Here is a 17,942-nt window from a genome sequence, read left to right on the forward strand (position 1 = left end):
CTCACCGCGCCGTCGAGCAGGAAGCGCCCGAGTGCCTCCCAGCGCTTGAGGCTGTAGTCCAGCCGGCCTCGATGCGACCTTCGAGCTTGAGCGCAGCGTCGTAGCCGCAGTAGTCGTCGCACGTCAGCGTGCCTCGCCATCGTGCACGACCAGCTTCACGCGCGTGCCGCGCGCGTTGGCGAAGAGATACCCGTGGTGGGCACGCGCGGCGCCGAAGACCTCGACCACTCGCGCCAGCAGGCGGTCGCCTCCGGCGCGCATGTCCACCGGCTCCGCGGCCAACTGAAGCGGCTGACCTCGGCGAAGCGAATGCGTGCCAGCCTCAAGGCGATACGACAGGCGCTGATGCGTCGCATGCACGAGCCAATCCCCGTGGTTGGTCGCCGGCTGCGGCGCGTGATCCAGGGCTACTTCAACTATCACGCCGTTCCCAGCAACGTGAACCGCCTGAGCAGCTTCCGCAAGGACGTGGCTCGGGGGTGGCTGCACGCGCTGAGGCGGCGTGGTCAACGTGGACGGATGCCATGGTCGCGGTTCAGGCAACTGGTCGAGCGCTACCTCCCAAGGGTTCGGGTGCTGCACCCGTATCCGCATCAACGCTTCACGTCATGACTCAAGGCAGGAGCCGTATGCGGTAGTGCCGCACGTACGGATCTGTGTGGGGGGCGGAGAGCAATCTCCGTCTCTACCGCGACCGTAAGGCAGGCCACAAGCACTATGGAACGTCCGTACGTCCCACGAGTTGCCGGAGTACCGCATTTCCGTGCTGCCATCCAACGGCCGCTAGGATCGCGACGTTGCGGCTAGTCACGGGTCGGCTAGTCCGATTGCACTCATCGATGCCCCAACGAATCAGCCGGGAGCGAAACTCGTCAGGTGCTTCTGGAACTACCGCCTTCAGCTTGCTAGATGGACGGTGGCGCATCTCCCTTAGGGTCAGGTAGTTCATGTGCAGTTTCTCCGCCGCAACGCGAATGGTCCACTTGACTGGTCTTCCCGCCTGCTCCAGATGGGCCTTGCGAGCGGCTGCCAGCTTTGCTTCGAGTCCGCTCAAACCGTCGCACACGTTGCGTTCACGTGAAACCCACGCTGCCATCCAAGCCGTGTCCCGAATTCGGGCTCGCGCTCTCGCATGGCGAGCCCGGCTCTCTAGCGGCTTGGTCGATGTGATCAGGAGTCGGTCTTCTTCGACACTCGGGATCGGCAGAGACGACAGAGTCCCCATGCCTTGCCTTGTCCATGCATCGAGCCATCTCCGTTTCTTCAGCAGCAGCAGCCAATAGACACTCGGTAGACGATACCGAAGCTCCGAAGGCTGCCGACCTGCGGACAGGTAGTCGATCGCAATCTGCTGGGCCTCGGAGGTGGAAATCGCAACAGTCCAGCTTTGCCGTGCCTTCCGACCTGAACTTGGGCGCCGTGTTCGTTCGCTGACCAACCGTCGCTGGATTTCGACTAGCGCCCGCTGATAGCTCACCCCGCACGCACTGAGCACTGCGACCGACAGATGCCCCCCGAGCCCATATCCGATGCTGCCGGCTGACGGGCTCTCCCTCAATACGTTCAGCCATGACCTCGCGGCTAGCGACGTTCTAAGACCATAGGCTCGATCCAGAACCGCTTCAACACTCGCTGGCGCTGCGAGGTGTTCGGCGGCAACCGCGTAGCACTTGGCAAGAACGCGAAGCGCGTCGGGATCTAACTCTCCAGGCGCTCCATGCAGCATCGCATCAGAGAAGGTGGCGAGCCCTTGCCATACCTCCCCGGCCTGCTTGCGCTCAAGGGCCTTGGCCCAAGTAGCACCGCATCTGCACCTGGGACCGACCAAGGATGGCAACAACCTCGCACAAATGGCTCGCTTGCAATCCCTGCATGCATCTTGCAGCACAAGCCCGTGATGTGGGCACGCCTGACTTCGAAGTTGATGCGTCCTGCGGATGTAGCCTACACCGTGTGTGCGCATGTCTTCATCAAGGCACATCGGGCATACGCGGAGGAATTGCGTCAGTCCACGCAGGAACACGAAGCCATGCTGACGCGTGCGCGCGTTGACTGCTCCCAACGCGATCCAGTACGGACGGGTCGAAAGATCTCGCAGGAACGTCCCTGGCTGAATCCCCAGAACGGCCGACAGTGGATCGACATACGTGCCTCCAGAAGCTGGATCAGCATCTATGCGGAAGGCCTTTGGCCTATCGAATCCCAGAGCTTCCCAAAGACGTTCCGGCGATAACAAGGCGTTGAGCGCCATGATGCGACACAGCCAAGAGCCGGCGATCTCATCAGGCAACGGCGACCGCGAATCAGGCAAACCCAGGCGCGACCAATCAACCTGTGGATCTACCGGGCCAGGAGAAGCAGGAGGGTCGCGATGCATTCGTTACCGCCTTGCATGAGGTGCTCGGCAGGAGAGGCGCAATTTCCAAAATGCCGAAACAATTGGAAGTTCGCTCCTCGCCCCCGTCAAATTCTCCAAAACAATTGTCTGCCTGCGTGACCCGGCGTGAGCCTCCTCCTCACTCCACCGTCACGCTCTTCGCCAGGTTCCGCGGCTTGTCCACATCCGTCCCCCGCGCACACGCCGTGTGATACGCCAGCAGCTGCAGCGGCACCACGTGCAGGATCGGCGACAGCGCCCCATAGTGCTCCGGCATCCGGATCACATGCAGCCCTTCGCTCGATTCGATGCGCGTGTCGGCATCGGCAAACACGAACAGCTCGCCACCGCGCGCCCGCACTTCCTGCAGGTTGCTCTTCAGCTTCTCCAGCAGCGCGTCGTTCGGCGCCACGGTCACCACCGGCATCTCGGCCGTCACCAGCGCCAGCGGCCCGTGCTTCAGCTCGCCGGCCGGGTAGGCCTCGGCGTGGATGTAGCTGATCTCCTTCAGCTTCAGCGCGCCTTCGAGTGCGATCGGGTAGTGCAGCCCGCGGCCCAGGAACAGCGCGTTCTCCTTGCGCGCGAACTCCTCGCTCCACGCGATGACCTGCGGCTCCAGCGCCAGCACCGCCTGCACCGCCACCGGCAGGTGGCGCAGCGCCTTCAGGTGCTCCTGTTCCTGCGCATCGGTCAGGTGCCCGCGCACCTGCGCGAGCGCCAGCGTCAGCAGGAACAGCCCGACCAGCTGGGTGCTGAACGCCTTCGTCGACGCCACGCCGATCTCGGCGCCGGCGCGCGTGATGTAGGCCAGCTCGCATTCGCGCACCATCGCGCTCGTCGCGACGTTGCACACCGTCAGCGTGTGCTTCATGCCCAGTGAGCGGGCGTGCTTCAACGCCGCCAGCGTGTCGGCGGTCTCGCCGCTCTGCGTGATCGTCACGACCAGCGTGCGCGGGTTCGGCACGCTGTCGCGGTAGCGGTACTCGCTCGCGATCTCGACGCTGGTCGGGATCTTCGCGATGCTCTCCAGCCAGTACTTCGCGGTCGAGCCGCTGTAGTAGCTGGTGCCGCAGGCCAGGATCAGCACCTGGTCCACGTCCTTGAAGATCTTGTATGCGCCGTCGCCGAACAGCTCGGGCGTGATGCTCTCGACGGCGTCGAGCGTGTCGGCGATCGCGCGCGGCTGCTCGAAGATCTCCTTCTGCATGTAGTGCCGGTACGGGCCCAGTTCGGCCGCGCCGGTGTGCGCCTGCACGGTGCGCACCTCGCGCTGCACCACCTTGTAGGCCGCCTCGCCGGTGCGGCTGGTGATCCACACCTTGCCGAGCTGCAGGTCGACCACGTCGCCTTCTTCGAGGTAGACGATCTGGTCGGTCACGCCGGCCAGCGCCATCGCGTCCGAGGCCAGGAAGTGTTCGCCGCTTTCCTTGCTGCCGATGCCGAGCACCAGCGGCGAGCCTTCGCGGGCGCCGATCACGCGGTGCGGCTCGTCGCGGCAGAACACCGCGATCGCGAACGCGCCGCGCAGTTGCAGCGTCGCGCGCTGCACCGCATCGAGCAGGTCGCCGTCGTACAGGTGGTCGACCAGGTGCGCGATCACCTCGGTGTCGGTCTGGCTGTCGAAGACGTAGCCCTTGGCCTTCAGTTCGGCGCGCAGCTCGTCGTGGTTCTCGATGATGCCGTTGTGCACCAGCGCGATCCGCCCGGCGGACGCCGCCTTCGCGCCGGGGCCGGCCGAGAAGTGCGGGTGCGCGTTGTGCACCACCGGCGCGCCGTGGGTCGCCCAGCGGGTGTGGGCGATGCCGGTGCCGGACTGGATCTCGTCGCTGCGCACGTTGGCCTCGAGTTCGGCCACGCGCGAGGTGCTGCGCGCCCGGCGCAGCTGGCCGTTCTGGTGGACGGCCACGCCGCAGGAGTCATACCCGCGGTACTCCAGGCGCTTCAGCCCTTCGATCAGGATCGGAACGATGTTGCGGGTGCTGACGGCGCCGACGATGCCACACATGGGAGGTCTTTCTGGTGAAACTGGGATGGGCGAATCGTAGGGAGCTTGGTGTGGTGAATGTTTGCGCAAAATTGGCATCGCTGAAATAATTCGCCGTCACTTGGAAATTTGGGTGAATTATTTCAAAGAGTGGATAGAAATGGCGGAATCAGACAGAAAACTGCACCTGGACCCCACCGACTTGAGGGTGCTGGAGCTGTTGCAGAACGACGCCTCGCTGTCCAACCAGGACCTCGCGGCCGCCGCCCACACCTCGCCGGCCACCTGCCTGCGCCGCGTCAAGCGGCTCGTGGAGGCCGGCGTGATCGAGCGGCGCGTGGCCATCCTGTCGCCCGAAAAGCTCGGCGCCGGGCTCACGGTGCTGGCCGAGATCACGCTCGATCGCCAGGGCGCCGAGCACCTCGCGGCCTTCGAGGCGCGTGCCGTGGCCGAGCCGGCGGTGCAGCAGTGCTACCGCGTTTCGCCGGGTCCGGATTTCATGCTGGTGATGCAGGCGCCCGACATGGCCGGCTACCACGCGCTGGTGCAGCGCCTCTTCACGCAGGACGCCAACGTGCGCAACGTGAAGGCCTTCTTCAACGTGCACCGCGCGAAGTTCGAGCCGCGCATCGCGCTGCCGGTCATCGCGTGAGCGCTCGCGCCCAGTTCTGCGCCCAGCGGTCGAGCGGGCCTAGTTCGTCGAGCAGCCCGAGGCCACGCGCGGTCAGCGCATAACCCTCGGGCCGCAGCTCCAGCAGCTGCGCCTCGCGCAGCTCTTTCGCACGGCTGTTCAGCAGCGTCGGTGATGCGCCGCCCATGCTCTGCTGCAGCGCGCGGAAGTTCTGCGGCTGCCCGTCGCGCAGCTCCCACAGCAGCCGCAGCGTGCCGCGCCGGCCCAGCAGGTCCAGCAAGGCCATGATCGGCCGCCCGCTGGCCGATCCGCGCACGCGCGTGCCGGGCAGCGGGGCCTTCGGTCGGGATGAGGCGGTCGTCGTCACGTCGGCGACTATGCCATGCGGGCTTCGGTGCCAAGATCGGTTTGCTACCATTTTTGTAGCAAACCAGGAGATCGCCATGGCATCGACCGAAGCCTCCCCGCGCATTCCCCCCGTTGTGCCGCCGTACGAACCCGAGCTCGACGCGCTGCTGCGCCGCATGACGCCGCCCGAGGCGGTCGACGTGCTGCAGCTGTTCCGCGTGTTCGCCCGCCACCCGCTGCTGGCCGAGCGGCTGATGCCCTGGGGCGGTTTCATGCTCGGCCGCCACGCGATGCTGTCGCTGCGCGACCGAGAGGTGGTGATCGACCGCGTCTGCGCGCGCTGCGGCGCCGAGTACGAATGGGGCGTGCACGTCGCGGCGTTCGCGAAGGCGGCCGGCTTCACACCGGCGCAGGTGGCGGCGATCGAGCGTGGCCGCGCCGACGATGCGGCGCTGACCGAGCGCGATGCGCTGCTGGTGCGCCTGGTCGATTCGCTGCACGACACCGCCGATGTCGACGACGACCTGTGGGCGCAACTGGCCGCCGTCTGGAGCGAGCCGCAGCTGCTGGAGCTGCTGCTGCTCGCCGGCTGGTACCGCGCGATTTCCTACGTCTGCAACGCGGCGCGGGTGCCGCTGGAGCGCTGGCAGGCGCGGTTCAGCGCGGAGCCTGGCGCTTGATGATCACGAGACCTTTCAAGTAGTCGCCCTCGGGGAAGGTGATCGTCATCGGATGGTCCGGTGCCGCGCCGGTGCGTGCATAGACCAGCCCGTCCACCTGCGCATCGAGCCCGGCCCCGGCGACGATCTTGTGGAACAGGTCGGGGCTGATGCCGCCCGAGCACGAGAAGGTGAACAGCACGCCGCCCGGCTCCAGCAGCATCAGCGCGAGCCGGTTGATGTCCTTGTAGGCTCGCGACGCGCGCTCGGCATGCGACACGGTCGGCGCGAACTTCGGCGGGTCGAGCACGATCGCGTCGAAGCGCCGGCCTTCCTGCAGCATCGCGCGCAAGGTCTGGTTCACGTCGGCGTCCAGCGTCTCGTGCGCCGCGTCGTCGAAGCCGTTGCGCAGCACGTGCGACCGCGCCCGCTCGAGCGCCGGGCCCGATGAATCGACGCTCGTCACCTGCGTCGCGCCGCCGGCGAACGCCGCCACGCTGAAGCCACCGGTGTAGCTGTAGCAGTTCAGCACGCGCTGCAGGCCGAAGTGCCGCACCGTGTCGGCGAACAGCTTGCGGCTGTCGCGCTGGTCGAGGTAGTAGCCGGTCTTGTGGCCCTCGGCCACGTCGAGGCTCAGCTGCCAGCCGTGCTCGCGGATCGTGACCTCGGTGGGGCCGTCGCCGCGCAGCCAGCCGGTCGCCGGGGGCAGGCCCTCGAGCTCGCGCGAAGTCGCATCGCTGCGTTCGTACAGCCGCGCGAGGCCGGTCGCCTTCAGCAGGTGATCGGCGATCGTCGCCTTCCAGCGGTCGGCGCCGGCCGACAGGAACTGCGCGCTCAGCGTGTCGCCGTAGCGGTCGACGATCAGGCCCGGCAGCCCGTCGGCCTCGCCATGGATCAGCCGCACGCCGTCGCTCGCGATGGGCAGCCGCGCGCGGATCGCGATCGCCTGCTCGATGCGCCGCAGGAAGAACGCGCTGTCGATGCGCTCGGTCTCGTCGAAGCTCCACGCGCGCACGCGGATCTGCGAATGCGGGCTGCAGGCGGCCCAGGCCAGGAACCTGCCATCGTGCGTCTGCACCCGCACCGTCTCGCCGAGGTCGGCCTTGCCGCTGGCGATGCTGCCCTCGAACACCCAGGGGTGGCGGCGCTGCAGCGAGCGCTCCTTGCCTTCACGTACTGTGATCGTCTTCATGGCCCGATTGTCGGCGACGCAGCCGACCGCCCCCCGGGATGGGGGAGACATCGACAGGCTAGGGATGTCGATCGCTCCAGGCGCCGCCTAAGTTGGTTGCAGCGCGCGGTCCGCGCGTCGTTCCATCACCTGGCTGCCAAGGAGGCTCCGCCATGCCCACGCTCAAGAACCTGGCCGTGCTCGACACGTTCATCCTCAAGTGGTTTCGCGAATGCACGCCGAAGATCCTGGTCGTCACCGACGGGCTGAACTTCAGCGCCGGCGACGATTTCGGCCTGACCCGCTTCGTCGATGCGCTGCGCACCAGCACGGTCCATGCGATGACCCCGATCGTGCGCACCGCGCTCTACACGCCGGGCTCCGGCAGCGCCGCCACGCTCGATGCCGCCACGCAGCACATCAGCAATTTCCAGTTCACCGATGCGACGCACGGCGTGCTGAAGTCGCGCTACGACGTGGTGTTCCTGCTCGCGATCACCACCGAGGGCGGTGCCGGGCTCGCGCAAGAGCCGGGCGCGCAGGCGGCGATCGTCAACTTCATGCAGCAGGGCGGCGGGCTGTTCGCCACCGGCGACCATGAAGACCTGGGCGCCGCGATGTGCATGACGATCCCCCGCGTGCAGGGCATGCGGCGCTGGGCCGCGGCCGACACGCCGAGCGGCGGCGGCATCGACCGGCTGACCACCACCGGCCCCGGAACCAACGACGTGTTCGAGTTCGCCGACCAGTCCGATGCGCTGCCGCAGCGGCTGTACGTCAACTTCCGCACCAGCTTCGGCGTCGGCGTCGCGCACCCGGTGCTGCAGGTGCCGGGCGCCGCGCCGGCGCGCGCGATCGAGGTGTTTCCCGATCACCCGCACGAAGGCGAGTGCCGCGTGCCGGCGGTGCTGACCGGCAAGCTGCCCGACGGCGTCACCGACGAATGGCCGGTCGCCACCGGCAGCACGCAGCGCGTCGTGCCGGAGGCGATCGCGCTGACGGTGTCCGAGGGCAATGCGTTCCCGGGCAAGGCGGCGGTCGCGCCGCGCTCGTTCATCCCGGTCTGCGCCTACGACGGGCAGCAGGCCGAGGTGGGGCGCGTCGTCACCGATTCGACCTGGCACCACTTCGTCAACGTCAACCTGATCGGCCTGGCCGGCCGCAACCTCACCGACGTGCACCAGTACTACCGCAACCTCGCGACCTGGCTGATGCCGAAACACGTGCGGCGCTGCTGGCGCTATCCCGTGCTGATCCGCGAGCTGGTGCGCTACCCGCTGTTCGAGGAGATCCGCCTGGAGCCGGTCGAGAAGCTCGACGGCCCGGCGTTGCATGCGCTGGGCGAGAAGGTGGAAGACGCGCTGCAGCGGCGCTTCACGCGGGCTGACGTGGCGGCGATGGTGGACGATGCGCTCGACGAGATGCTGGATGCCCGCACGCGCAAGCTGCTGGACGGCTTCCACGGCCGCTATGGCGAGGTGTCGTCGCGCGATACCGGCTTGGCCGCGCTCGGTGCGCTGACGCTCGCGACCGGCAACACCGCGCTGCAGCTGCAGGACAAGGGGGATGACGTGAAGGACGCGATCGGCCTGTTCGACGAGGCCGCAGCGAAGGCGTTGCGGCTCGGGGTGCAGCGCTACCTGGGCGATGCGCGCGAGGGCTTGCGCAGGCTCGACGAGGTGATCGGCGCGGTGCTGCGCTGATCAGGGCTTGCGCTTGGCCCGCGGGTGCGCGGCGTCGTACACCTTCGCGAGGTGCTGGAAATCCAGCTTCGTGTAGACCTGCGTCGTCGAGATGTTCGCGTGGCCGAGCAGCTCCTGCACCGCGCGCAGGTCGCCGCTGGACTGCAGCAGGTGCGACGCGAATGAATGCCGCAGCATGTGCGGGTGCACGTGCGTCGGCAGCCCGGCCTGCAGTGCGCGCCGCTTCAGCCGCGAACGCACCTGGCTGTCGGTCAGCCGCGTGCCGCGCCGGCTGACGAACAGCGCCGGCTCGCCCGGGTCGGCCAGCGTGCCGCGCAGCGCGAGCCACTGCGCGAGCGCCCGCAGCGCCGGCCCGCCGACCGGCACGCTGCGGCGCTTGCGGCCCTTGCCCAGCACCTGCGCCTCGGCCTCGGCGGCATCGACCCAGCCGGCGGCCTCGCCGCTCGCCCGCACGTCCAGCCCGACCAGTTCGCCGACGCGCAGCCCGCAGCCGTACAGCAGCTCGACGATGCACTGGTCGCGCGCGGCCAGCGCCGGGTCGGTGTCGTCGTCTTCGCGGGGCTCGGCCAGCGCCACCGCCTGGTCGACCGGCAGCGCCTTCGGCAAGGGCTTGGCCGCCTTCGGCGCGCGCACGCCATCGACCGGGTTCATCGGCACCACGCCCTCGTGGCCGAGCCAGCGGAAGAAGCCGCGCCAGGCCGACAGCACCAGCGCGATGCTGCGCGAGCCGAGCCCTTGCGAGTGCAGCTGCGCCGCCCAGCGCCGCACGTGGTGCACCTGCGTCGCGCGCAGCGCCACCGGTTGCGCCTGCGCGAAGGCCTGCAGCCGCGTGAACGCATCGCGGTACAGCACCAGGCTGCGCGGCGCGAGCCGGCGCTCGGATTCGAGGTGGACGAGGTGACGCTGCAGGTCCGCGTCGAGTGCGGCGGACGGCGCGGTCATCGGCGCAACCTTCAGGCGATCGGCAGCAGCCGCGACAGCCCGGCGCTCGCGATGTCGCCGATGCGCGACAGGAACTCGGTGCCCATGTCGGCGCTGTAGCGCGTCGGGTCCGGCGAGGCCAGCACCAGCATGCCGAAGGCCGGGTCGTCCTGGCGCACGCGCAGCGGGATCAGCGCGAGCGACATCACGGTCGCGACCTCGGCCAGCCACTGCGCCGCCTCGAAGCCGGAATTGACGCCGCAGTACGGCTGCGTGAGGCTGGCCGCGAAGCTGCGCGCGTCTTCGCTGACCGACTTGGCGAACGGCAGCACGTTGAACACCTCGGCCGCGCCCCAGATGCGGATCGCCGCCTGCGGGATCATGAACTGGTGCTTCAGTTCGGCCACCAGCACGTCGGGCAGGTCGCCGGGGTTGTGCGTCAGCATGATCGAACGCGTCCAGCGGTGCAGCTTGTCGGCGATCGAGACGTTCTCGGTGCCGTGGCGGATCATTTCGATGATGCGTAGCTCGAGGCCCTTGTGCTTTTCGCGCAGCATTTCCATCTGCCGCTCTTGCAGCGAGACCGCGCGCTGCCCGTGCGGGCTGGTCAGTTGCACGGCCGCCAGCAATTCGGCATGGCGCTCGAAGAAACCCGGCGTGTTGGCCAGGTAGTTGGCGATGTCCTGTTCGGTGATGCCTTGGATGCTCACGGGGGGCCCTTCTACGGCTTTTTACAGATGGATCACGCCGTCGAAGACGGTCGTGGCGGGGCCGGTCATCAGCACGGGCTCGTGGAGCCTGCCTGCAGCGCCTTGCCATTCGATGGTGAGCCGGCCGCCGCGCGCATCGACATCGACGCGCGCATCCAGCAGGCCCAGGCGGATGCCCGCGACCACCGCGGCACAGGCGCCGGTGCCGCAGGCGAGCGTTTCGCCGGCGTCGCGTTCGTGCACCCGCAGCCGGATGTGCGTGCGTGACAGCACCTGCATGAAGCCGGCATTCACCTTGCGCGGGAAGCGCGCGTGCTGCTCGATCAGCGGGCCCTGCGTGGCGACCGGTGCGGCGTCGACATCGGCCACCACCTGCACCGCGTGCGGGTTGCCCATCGACAGCGCGGCCACCTCGATCGTGCCGGCGCCCACCGGCAGCGGCCACACCGCGAAGCCGTTGAGCTCGCGTGGCGCGAGGCCGCTGGCGTCGAACGGCAGCGCGGCCAGGTCGAACACCGGGGCGCCCATGTCGACCGTGACCCGGCCGTCGGCCTGCAGGCGCAGTTCGAGCACCTGCCGGATCGTCTCGACGCGGATCGTTGTCTTGTCGCTCAGTTTCTTGTCGTGCACGAAGCGCACGAAACAGCGTGCACCGTTGCCGCACTGTTCCACTTCGTCACCGGTGGCACCGTTGAAGATGCGGTAACGGAAGTCGATGCCGGGCGTGTTGCTGGCCTCGACCACCAGGATCTGGTCGGCCCCGACGCCGAAGCGCCGGTCGCCCAGCGCGCGCAGCTGCGCGGCATCCAGCGCGAGCGGCGCGGTGGTGGCATCGAGCACGACGAAGTCGTTGCCGGCTCCCTGCATCTTCGTGAACTGCACTCTCATGGGCGGCGATTATCGCTGCCGCGCCGTGACAGCGGTCACGGCAGGGTCGCCGTTCATCCGGGCCATCTGCCCGCCAGATGCGGGTTTCTCGAAAACATCTGGCCGCCTGCAAAAGGCCTGCACAAAGCCTGCACAGCATGCCGGGCCATGCCGTGGGCGAATCCTCGCGCCGGCTTCCACCTGGGAGAAACGATGGACATGAACCACCCCTTTGCTGCCTGTGTCGCTGTCGACGAGGCCGCTGCCTGCCGCCGGCCGCTGACGCGCGCCCCCGCCGTGCGGCTGAAGCCCGTCCGGCGACGACCGCCGCGGTCCTGTGCCTGCACCTGCGGCCGTGGCCGGGCGCACCCGTGGCGAGCCGACAAGCGCTGGCGCCTGGGCGGCGCGCCCTGCCTGATCCTTCGTCGGGAGCGCGTGCCATGCTGAAATTCCTGAAGCGACTTCGCCGCCGGTTCGACGAGCCCGAACCGCTGTGCGTGCAGGCGGCCGTCGAGACCGCATGCTTGCCTGCCCTGGCCCCGATTCCGGCCGAGCCGGCACCGCAGCAGGGCGACGTGTCGGTCGTCGACTGGCTGCGCCTCGTGCTCGGCCACCTGCGCACCGAGGAGCGGCATCGCCTGCAGCAGCGCGTGCTCAACAACCTGCGCTTCGGAGACAGCCTGCCGAAGGCGATGGTCCATGCGATGCTGAACGAAGGCGGGCAGCAGGACGGCCAGTGGGCGATGCTGCTCGTCGGCGTGAACGCGGTCGAAGACATCGAGCGGCAGGGGCGCGAGCTGGCGCGGTCGGCCGGCATCGCCGCGGTGTACGGCTGGGAGTGGCACGAAGGCCATGGCCGCACGACGCGCCCCGCGATGTTCGCGTTGCACGCCTGGCTGCTCGGGTTCGGCTATTCGCTGCTGCAGATGGACACCGGCCGCCAGGAGCATTGCATGCTGATGACCAGCGCGGCCGACGCCGAGACCGCGATCCGGCTGGGCGCCGCGCTCGGGTTGCAGCTGACGCTGCCACGCAGCGACTGAGCGAGTGACCGTGGGGCCGCGGCCGGTGCCGTCTGCCGGTCGCGGCCTCAGTACCTTGGGCTCAGTGCCTCGGCCTCGGTACCTCGGTCTCAATACAGCGACGGCTCGCCCGCCGGCCGCGTCTTGAAGCGCTTGTGCACCCACAGGTACTGTGCCGGGTTCTTGCGGATCTCGTCTTCGATCCAGCGGTTCATCGCCGCGGTGTCGGCGACCGCGTCGTCGCTCGGGAAGTGCGTGAACGGCTCGCCGAAGCGCACCCGGTAGCCCTGGCCGCCGGGCAGCATCTCGGCGATCACCGGTTGCACCACCATGCCGAGCGCGCGCGCCATGCGCGACGGCGCCAGCAGCGTGGCGGCGGGCACGCCGAAGAACGGCACGAACGCGGCATCGCGTTCGCCGAAATCCATGTCGGGCAGGTTGAAGAAGGCGTGCCCCTTGCGGATCGCGCGGATCAGCGGCAGCGCCTTGTCGCTGCGCGGAAAGATCTCGGCATGGTCGCCGAAGCGCATGCGGCCCTTGCGGATCGCGGCGTCCATCAGCGGGTTGCTCTGCTGCTGGTACATCGAGCAGGCCGGGTGGTGCTGGAACAGCAGCGTGGCCACGCCCGCCACGTCCAGCCCCATGAAGTGCGGCACCAGCCACATCACCGGCCGCGGGCTGTGCTCGGCGAGCTTCACGTCGCCTTCGACGTGGATGATCCGCTTCAGCTGGTCCATCGGCGCGTACCAGAGCAGGCTGCGCTCGAGGATGCTGCGCCCCAGCCAGCGAAAGTGCTCGCTGGCCAGCGCGAGCCGCTGCGCCGGGCTCCAATCGGGGTAGCACAGCGCGAGGTTGCGCAGCGCGACGCGACGCCGCGAGCGTGCCAGCACGAACAGCAGCCGCCCGAGGCCGCGTCCCAGTGCGGCGAGCAGCGGCAGCGGCAGCCAATGCAGCAGCCACATCGTTCCCAGCAGGAGTCGGGTTCCCATCGTCTGTTCGTCAGTTCTTTTCTGCGGCGTCCGCCGGATGTTCGCGCGGCACCTTGTATCGGTTGTAGCCCCACAGGTACTGGCCGGGGCACTGCAGTATCAGCTGTTCCATCGCCCGGTTGACGGCCGTGGCCGCTTCGGTCGGGTCGTCGGGCAGCGTGCCGGGGAATTCGAAGAAGCGCTGCAGGTAGCCGGCGCCGTGCGGCAGCCGCTCGCCCCAGGTCAGCAGCAGCGCGGCGCCAGTCTGCTGCGCGAGCCGCGCGGCCAGCGTCATCGTGTAGGCCGGCTTGCCGAAGAAGGGCGCCCACACGCCCATGCCGTCGGGCGGCACCTGGTCGGGCAGCAGGCCGACCATCTCGCCGCGGCGCAGCGCACGGATCATCTGGCGCACGCCCGACAAGGTGGCCGGCACCGCCTGCAGGTGCGGGCGATCGCGCGCGGTTTCCTCGAGGCGGCGCAGCCAAGCCTGGCGCGCCGGACGGTACAGCACCGTGATCGGCTGGTGCGAGCCCCAGCGCTCGGCGATGGCCTGGGCGGTGACCTCGAAGCAGCCCATGTGCGGCGTCAGCAGCAGCACGCCCCGGCCGGATTCGAGCGCACGCGCCAGCAGCGGCTCGCCTTCGAAGCGCACCAGGCCGAGCACCGACCGGTCGACCGGCCGCAGCCACAGCTTCGGAAGCTCCATCACCATGCGCCCGGCCGACGCGATCGCCGGCTGCCACTGGGCCTTCGCCAGCCCCGCCTGGCTGGCGTTGTCGACCATGCGGCGCCGGTAGCTGCCCGACACCGCGTAGCCCAGCCAGCCGAGCACGCTGCCGAGATGATGCAAAAAGCCCAGTGAAAGGCCGGCAAACCAGCGCAGTAGGGTCGACATCTGTTCCTATAATCCCGCCATCGCCGAGTTATGAACTACTTGCGGGGCGATTCAAAAAATTCTGCTAAAGCGTTCGCCGCTCGATGAACCCTCAAGTCCGGCAACGCGTTTTTGCAACCTTGCTGGAGTTTAAGAGTGTCGAACGACTTCCTTTTCACGTCCGAGTCCGTTTCCGAAGGTCACCCCGACAAGGTGGCTGACCAGATCTCCGACGCCATCCTCGATGCGATCTTCAAGCAGGACCCGCGTTCGCGCGTGGCCGCCGAGACGCTGACGAACACCGGACTGGTCGTGCTGGCCGGCGAGATCACCACCAACGCGCACGTCGACTACATCCAGGTCGCGCGCGACACCATCAAGCGCATCGGCTACGACAATACCGAGTACGGCATCGACTACAAGGGCTGCGCGGTGATGGTCTGCTACGACAAGCAGTCCAACGACATCGCGCAGGGCGTCGACCAGGCGAGCGACGACCACCTGAACACCGGTGCCGGGGACCAGGGCCTGATGTTCGGCTACGCCTGCGACGAGACACCGGAGCTGATGCCCGCGCCCATCTACTACGCGCACCGCCTGGTCGAGCGCCAGGCCCAGCTGCGCAAGGACGGCCGCCTGCCGTTCCTGCGCCCCGACGCGAAGAGCCAGGTGACGATGCGCTACGTCGACGGCAAGCCGCACAGCATCGACACCGTCGTGCTGTCGACGCAGCACAGCCCGGACCAGAGCGAGACGCCGAAGAAGATGAAGGCCTCGTTCAACGAAGCCATCATCGAGGAGATCATCAAGCCGGTGCTCCCGAAGGAGTGGCTGAAGGACACCAAGTTCCTGATCAACCCGACCGGCCGCTTCGTCATCGGCGGTCCGCAAGGCGACTGCGGCCTGACCGGCCGCAAGATCATCGTCGACACCTACGGCGGCGCCTGCCCGCACGGCGGCGGCGCGTTCTCGGGCAAGGACCCGAGCAAGGTCGACCGCTCGGCCGCCTATGCGGCGCGCTATGTCGCGAAGAACGTCGTCGCGGCCGGCCTGGCGCGCCAGTGCCAGATCCAGGTGGCGTACGCGATCGGCGTGGCCCGCCCGATGAACGTGACGGTTTACACCGAAGGCACCGGCGTGATCTCCGACGACAAAATCGCCGCGCTGGTCAACGAGCACTTCGACCTGCGTCCGAAGGGCATCATCCAGATGCTCGACCTGCTGCGCCCGATCTACGAGAAGACCGCTGCCTACGGCCACTTCGGTCGCGAAGAGCCGGAGTTCAGCTGGGAAAAGACTGACAAGGCGGCTGTGCTGCGGGCTGCGGCCGGGCTGTAAGACAGGCTGCGCTCCGTGCGGTAGTGCGCGGAGCCTCGCCGAGCATCGTTGCCGCCGCTACAGGCCGCAGCACGGTCGCCGATAAGCAGGCCGAAGGCGTCGACATCGGCGTCATCGGCCCTGCCCATGTCCGTTGTTCCTGCCGCCACTTCCTCGCTGACCATCCTCGTCGTCGACGACCAGCCTGCCGTGCGGGTCGCACTCGTCGCGCAACTCGATGCGCTCGGCCACCGCGTGCTCGAAGCCGGTGACGCGACCTGGGCGCTGGACCAGTTCCAGCGCCACCAGCCCGACCTGGTGCTGCTCGACGTGGTGATGCCCGGCCACGACGGCTACTGGCTGGCGCGCCAGATGCGCCAGGCGGAGTCCGGCCGCTGGACGCCAATCATCTTCCTGTCGGCGCGCGACCAGGAACAGGATCTGTGGAAGGGCATCGAGAGCGGCGGTGACGACTACCTGGTGAAGCCGGTGTCGACCGTGGTGCTGGCCGCCAAGCTGCGCGCGATGAGCCGGCTGCAGCAGATGCAGGCGCAGCTGATGCAGGTGTCGTCCGAGTTGCGCACCGCGAACCAGCGGCTGCAGCACCTGAGCGAGCTCGACGAGCTGACCGGCCTGATCAACCGCCGCGGCTTCGACCGCCTGCTGCATGCCGAGATCGGCGCGGCGCGCCGCGAGCAGCAGCCGCTGACGCTGGTGTTCTGCGACCTCGATGCGTTCAAGCCCTATAACGACACGCTCGGCCATGTGCAGGGCGACGATTGCCTGCGCCGCATCGGCGCGCTGCTGCGCGACGCCTGCCACCGGCCGCGCGACCGCGCGACGCGCTACGGCGGCGAGGAGTTCGCGCTGATCCTGCCGAACACGCCGAAATCCGGCGCGATGACCTTCGCGCGTGCGGTCCGCCGCATGCTGGCCGGCGTGGCGCTGCCGCACCCGGCCTCGCCGGTCGGCGGGCTGGTCACGCTGACCGGCGGCATCACCACCTGCATCCCCGACGCGCAGACCACCACCGAAGGCATGGTGATGCGCGCCGACCAGGCCTTGTACGCCGCGAAGGCGCAGGGGCGGGATCGCTTCTTCAGTTTCGAGATGCAGCTGGACACGGTGGAGCAGCTCGCGCAGTAGTGTCAGCAGGCCCAGGCCAGGCGCTTTGCTCGCGCGGGCGGATGACGCATCATCCGGCCCCATGCCGATCACGCTCGACCACCTGCGGCGCTATGCCGTCGCCCGCACGCTCTTCAAGCCGACCACGCTGCTGCGCGCGATCCGCCAGCTGGGCTTCCTGCAGGCCGACCCGATCCGGTCGCCGGCGCGGGCGCAGGACCTGACGCTGCGCCACCGCGTCAAGGGCTACCGCGCCGGCGATCTGGAGCGCCGCTACGCGAAGCTGCCGGTCGAGGAGGACTGCCTCGTCAACTACGGCTTCCTGCCGCGCGAGCACCTGGCGCTGATGCACCCGCGCATCGCGAAGACCGCGTGGGATCGCGCGACGCAGCGCCGCGCAGCCGACGTGCTGGCCTTCGTGCGCGAGCGTGGCCGCGTGCACCCGCGCGAGGTCGACGAGCACTTCGCACACGGCCGCATCACCAACTACTGGGGCGGCTCGTCGAACGCGAGCACGCACCTGCTCGACGGCATGCACTACCGCGGCATGCTGCGCGTCGTGCGGCGCGATGCGGGCATCCGCGTCTACGAGGTGGTCGAGCATCCGCCGGCCGACGAGAGCCCGGCCGAGCGAACGCGCCGTGCCGCCGCGCTGCTGGAACTGATCGTGCGCAAGTACGCACCGCTGCCGGCGCGCAGCCTGACCCACCTGACCGGGTTGCTGAACTACGGCGCGCCGCACCTGAAGGCGCAGACGCAGGCGGCGATGAAGCTCGCGCGCGAGCAGCTCACGAGCCTGCAGCTCGATGGCGTCACCTGGTACTGGCCGGCCGACGAGAACCCGGCCTCGCGCCGCCATGCGCCCGACGACGCGGTGCGGCTGCTCGCGCCGTTCGACCCGGTGGTCTGGGACCGCATCCGTTTCGAGCTGTTGTGGGACTGGGCCTACCGTTTCGAGGCCTACACGCCGCAGCCGAAGCGCAAGTTCGGCTACTACGCGCTGCCGCTGCTGTGGCACGACCGCGTGATCGGCTGGGGCAACCTGTCGGTGGTCGGCGGGCAGCTGAAGCAGCAGTTCGGCTATGTCGACGGCCGGGCGCCGCGCGATCCGGCGTTCAAGGCGGGGCTGGCCGACGAGATCGCGCGCATGCGCCATTTCCTCGGCGTGGACTGATTCACGCCGCCGGCAACGGCCGCTGCCGCGCGGCGAGCGATGCCGCCAGCGCCAGCACGCCGGCCGATGCGGCGAGCCCGGCGCGCAGACC

At 68.6% G+C, this 17,942-nt stretch carries 18 protein-coding genes; 8 read left to right on the forward strand and 10 right to left on the reverse strand.

What is annotated here, in order from left to right; translation table 11 throughout:
- Window positions 1-123: 123 nt before the first annotated feature.
- Window positions 124-261, reverse strand: coding sequence for a hypothetical protein (locus ACXJLU_RS28615; RefSeq protein WP_457336855.1), 138 nt, complete (start codon window positions 259-261; stop codon window positions 124-126).
- 48 nt (window positions 262-309) lie between these two features.
- On the opposite strand from ACXJLU_RS28615, the gene ACXJLU_RS28620 reads away from it, so the two are divergent.
- A complete protein-coding gene (locus tag ACXJLU_RS28620) occupies window positions 310-612 on the forward strand; it encodes a hypothetical protein (RefSeq protein WP_457336857.1) in 303 nt (100 codons plus the stop codon).
- A 103-nt stretch (window positions 613-715) separates the two neighbouring features.
- Here the strand turns inward: ACXJLU_RS28620 and ACXJLU_RS28625 are convergent, their stop codons facing one another.
- Together ACXJLU_RS28625 and glmS are read right to left on the reverse strand one after the other, a co-directional pair.
- Window positions 716-2,377, reverse strand: a complete 1,662-nt coding sequence (locus ACXJLU_RS28625) for a TniQ family protein (RefSeq protein WP_457336859.1) — start codon at window positions 2,375-2,377, stop codon at window positions 716-718.
- Between the two features lie 139 nt (window positions 2,378-2,516).
- The gene (glmS, locus tag ACXJLU_RS28630) at window positions 2,517-4,382 is read right to left on the reverse strand and encodes a glutamine--fructose-6-phosphate transaminase (isomerizing) (protein ID WP_073465935.1); all 1,866 of its coding nucleotides are present in this window, start codon (window positions 4,380-4,382) and stop codon (window positions 2,517-2,519) included.
- A 139-nt stretch (window positions 4,383-4,521) separates the two neighbouring features.
- Between glmS and ACXJLU_RS28635 the strand changes: the two genes are divergently transcribed.
- On the forward strand, window positions 4,522-5,013 hold the full coding sequence (locus ACXJLU_RS28635) for an Lrp/AsnC family transcriptional regulator (protein WP_457336861.1): 492 nt from the start codon (window positions 4,522-4,524) through the stop codon (window positions 5,011-5,013).
- Here the strand turns inward: ACXJLU_RS28635 and ACXJLU_RS28640 are convergent.
- The gene (locus tag ACXJLU_RS28640) at window positions 5,003-5,359 is read right to left on the reverse strand and encodes a winged helix-turn-helix transcriptional regulator (RefSeq protein ID WP_457336863.1); all 357 of its coding nucleotides are present in this window, start codon (window positions 5,357-5,359) and stop codon (window positions 5,003-5,005) included. The genes ACXJLU_RS28635 and ACXJLU_RS28640 overlap by 11 nt on opposite strands.
- Window positions 5,360-5,435: 76 nt before the next feature.
- Here ACXJLU_RS28640 and ACXJLU_RS28645 point away from each other — a divergent pair, with 76 nt between their 5' ends.
- On the forward strand, window positions 5,436-6,020 hold the full coding sequence (locus tag ACXJLU_RS28645) for a carboxymuconolactone decarboxylase family protein (RefSeq protein ID WP_457336865.1): 585 nt from the start codon (window positions 5,436-5,438) through the stop codon (window positions 6,018-6,020).
- On the opposite strand, the gene ACXJLU_RS28650 is transcribed toward ACXJLU_RS28645, so the two are convergent.
- Complete coding sequence (locus ACXJLU_RS28650; protein ID WP_457336867.1) at window positions 5,998-7,191, reverse strand: class I SAM-dependent rRNA methyltransferase; 1,194 nt, start codon at window positions 7,189-7,191, stop codon at window positions 5,998-6,000. The genes ACXJLU_RS28645 and ACXJLU_RS28650 overlap by 23 nt on opposite strands.
- A gap of 152 nt (window positions 7,192-7,343) precedes the next feature.
- Between ACXJLU_RS28650 and ACXJLU_RS28655 the strand changes: the two genes are divergently transcribed.
- Complete coding sequence (locus tag ACXJLU_RS28655; RefSeq protein WP_457336869.1) at window positions 7,344-8,873, forward strand: hypothetical protein; 1,530 nt, start codon at window positions 7,344-7,346, stop codon at window positions 8,871-8,873.
- Here ACXJLU_RS28655 and ACXJLU_RS28660 read toward each other — a convergent pair whose 3' ends face one another.
- Genes ACXJLU_RS28660 through dapF form a run of 3 tightly spaced genes read right to left on the reverse strand, consistent with a single transcriptional unit; the run spans window position 8,874 to window position 11,392 of the window.
- Window positions 8,874-9,815, reverse strand: a complete 942-nt coding sequence (locus ACXJLU_RS28660) for a tyrosine recombinase XerC (RefSeq protein ID WP_457336871.1) — start codon at window positions 9,813-9,815, stop codon at window positions 8,874-8,876.
- A gap of 11 nt (window positions 9,816-9,826) precedes the next feature.
- A complete protein-coding gene (locus tag ACXJLU_RS28665; protein WP_457336873.1) occupies window positions 9,827-10,504 on the reverse strand; it encodes a DUF484 family protein in 678 nt (225 codons plus the stop codon).
- A gap of 21 nt (window positions 10,505-10,525) precedes the next feature.
- Window positions 10,526-11,392 (reverse strand): diaminopimelate epimerase, encoded by an 867-nt coding sequence (dapF, locus tag ACXJLU_RS28670; RefSeq protein WP_457336875.1) that lies wholly within the window; start codon window positions 11,390-11,392, stop codon window positions 10,526-10,528.
- A 419-nt stretch (window positions 11,393-11,811) separates the two neighbouring features.
- Between dapF and ACXJLU_RS28675 the strand changes: the two genes are divergently transcribed.
- Window positions 11,812-12,414, forward strand: a complete 603-nt coding sequence (locus ACXJLU_RS28675; protein WP_073465944.1) for a DUF6630 family protein — start codon at window positions 11,812-11,814, stop codon at window positions 12,412-12,414.
- 89 nt (window positions 12,415-12,503) lie between these two features.
- Here the strand turns inward: ACXJLU_RS28675 and ACXJLU_RS28680 are convergent, their stop codons facing one another.
- Window positions 12,504-13,382, reverse strand: a complete 879-nt coding sequence (locus tag ACXJLU_RS28680; RefSeq protein WP_457336877.1) for an LpxL/LpxP family acyltransferase — start codon at window positions 13,380-13,382, stop codon at window positions 12,504-12,506.
- A gap of 10 nt (window positions 13,383-13,392) precedes the next feature.
- Window positions 13,393-14,256, reverse strand: a complete 864-nt coding sequence (locus ACXJLU_RS28685) for a lysophospholipid acyltransferase family protein (protein WP_073465946.1) — start codon at window positions 14,254-14,256, stop codon at window positions 13,393-13,395.
- A 135-nt stretch (window positions 14,257-14,391) separates the two neighbouring features.
- On the opposite strand from ACXJLU_RS28685, the gene metK reads away from it, so the two are divergent.
- From metK to ACXJLU_RS28700, 3 genes are all read left to right on the forward strand, one after another.
- Entirely contained in the window at window positions 14,392-15,573 is a 1,182-nt protein-coding gene (gene metK / locus ACXJLU_RS28690; protein ID WP_073465947.1) for a methionine adenosyltransferase, read from the forward strand.
- 126 nt (window positions 15,574-15,699) lie between these two features.
- Window positions 15,700-16,698, forward strand: coding sequence for a GGDEF domain-containing response regulator (locus ACXJLU_RS28695; protein WP_073465948.1), 999 nt, complete (start codon window positions 15,700-15,702; stop codon window positions 16,696-16,698).
- A gap of 61 nt (window positions 16,699-16,759) precedes the next feature.
- Window positions 16,760-17,851, forward strand: coding sequence for a DNA glycosylase AlkZ-like family protein (locus ACXJLU_RS28700; protein WP_457336880.1), 1,092 nt, complete (start codon window positions 16,760-16,762; stop codon window positions 17,849-17,851).
- Window positions 17,852-17,942 lie beyond the last annotated feature (91 nt).

Source organism: Rhizobacter sp. P5_C2, from assembly GCF_054049715.1.

Bases quoted from the DNA above. Each gene is read 5' to 3' on its own strand.
- ACXJLU_RS28615 (WP_457336855.1), bottom strand. From the start codon at position 261: ATGCGCGCCGGAGGCGACCGCCTGCTGGCGCGAGTGGTCGAGGTCTTC.
- ACXJLU_RS28620 (WP_457336857.1), top strand. From the start codon at position 310: ATGCGTGCCAGCCTCAAGGCGATACGACAGGCGCTGATGCGTCGCATG.
- ACXJLU_RS28625 (WP_457336859.1), bottom strand. From the start codon at position 2,377: ATGCATCGCGACCCTCCTGCTTCTCCTGGCCCGGTAGATCCACAGGTT.
- glmS (WP_073465935.1), bottom strand. From the start codon at position 4,382: ATGTGTGGCATCGTCGGCGCCGTCAGCACCCGCAACATCGTTCCGATC.
- ACXJLU_RS28635 (WP_457336861.1), top strand. From the start codon at position 4,522: ATGGCGGAATCAGACAGAAAACTGCACCTGGACCCCACCGACTTGAGG.
- ACXJLU_RS28645 (WP_457336865.1), top strand. From the start codon at position 5,436: ATGGCATCGACCGAAGCCTCCCCGCGCATTCCCCCCGTTGTGCCGCCG.
- ACXJLU_RS28650 (WP_457336867.1), bottom strand. From the start codon at position 7,191: ATGAAGACGATCACAGTACGTGAAGGCAAGGAGCGCTCGCTGCAGCGC.
- ACXJLU_RS28655 (WP_457336869.1), top strand. From the start codon at position 7,344: ATGCCCACGCTCAAGAACCTGGCCGTGCTCGACACGTTCATCCTCAAG.
- ACXJLU_RS28660 (WP_457336871.1), bottom strand. From the start codon at position 9,815: ATGACCGCGCCGTCCGCCGCACTCGACGCGGACCTGCAGCGTCACCTC.
- dapF (WP_457336875.1), bottom strand. From the start codon at position 11,392: ATGAGAGTGCAGTTCACGAAGATGCAGGGAGCCGGCAACGACTTCGTC.
- ACXJLU_RS28675 (WP_073465944.1), top strand. From the start codon at position 11,812: ATGCTGAAATTCCTGAAGCGACTTCGCCGCCGGTTCGACGAGCCCGAA.
- ACXJLU_RS28680 (WP_457336877.1), bottom strand. From the start codon at position 13,382: ATGGGAACCCGACTCCTGCTGGGAACGATGTGGCTGCTGCATTGGCTG.
- ACXJLU_RS28685 (WP_073465946.1), bottom strand. From the start codon at position 14,256: ATGTCGACCCTACTGCGCTGGTTTGCCGGCCTTTCACTGGGCTTTTTG.
- ACXJLU_RS28695 (WP_073465948.1), top strand. From the start codon at position 15,700: ATGTCCGTTGTTCCTGCCGCCACTTCCTCGCTGACCATCCTCGTCGTC.
- ACXJLU_RS28700 (WP_457336880.1), top strand. From the start codon at position 16,760: ATGCCGATCACGCTCGACCACCTGCGGCGCTATGCCGTCGCCCGCACG.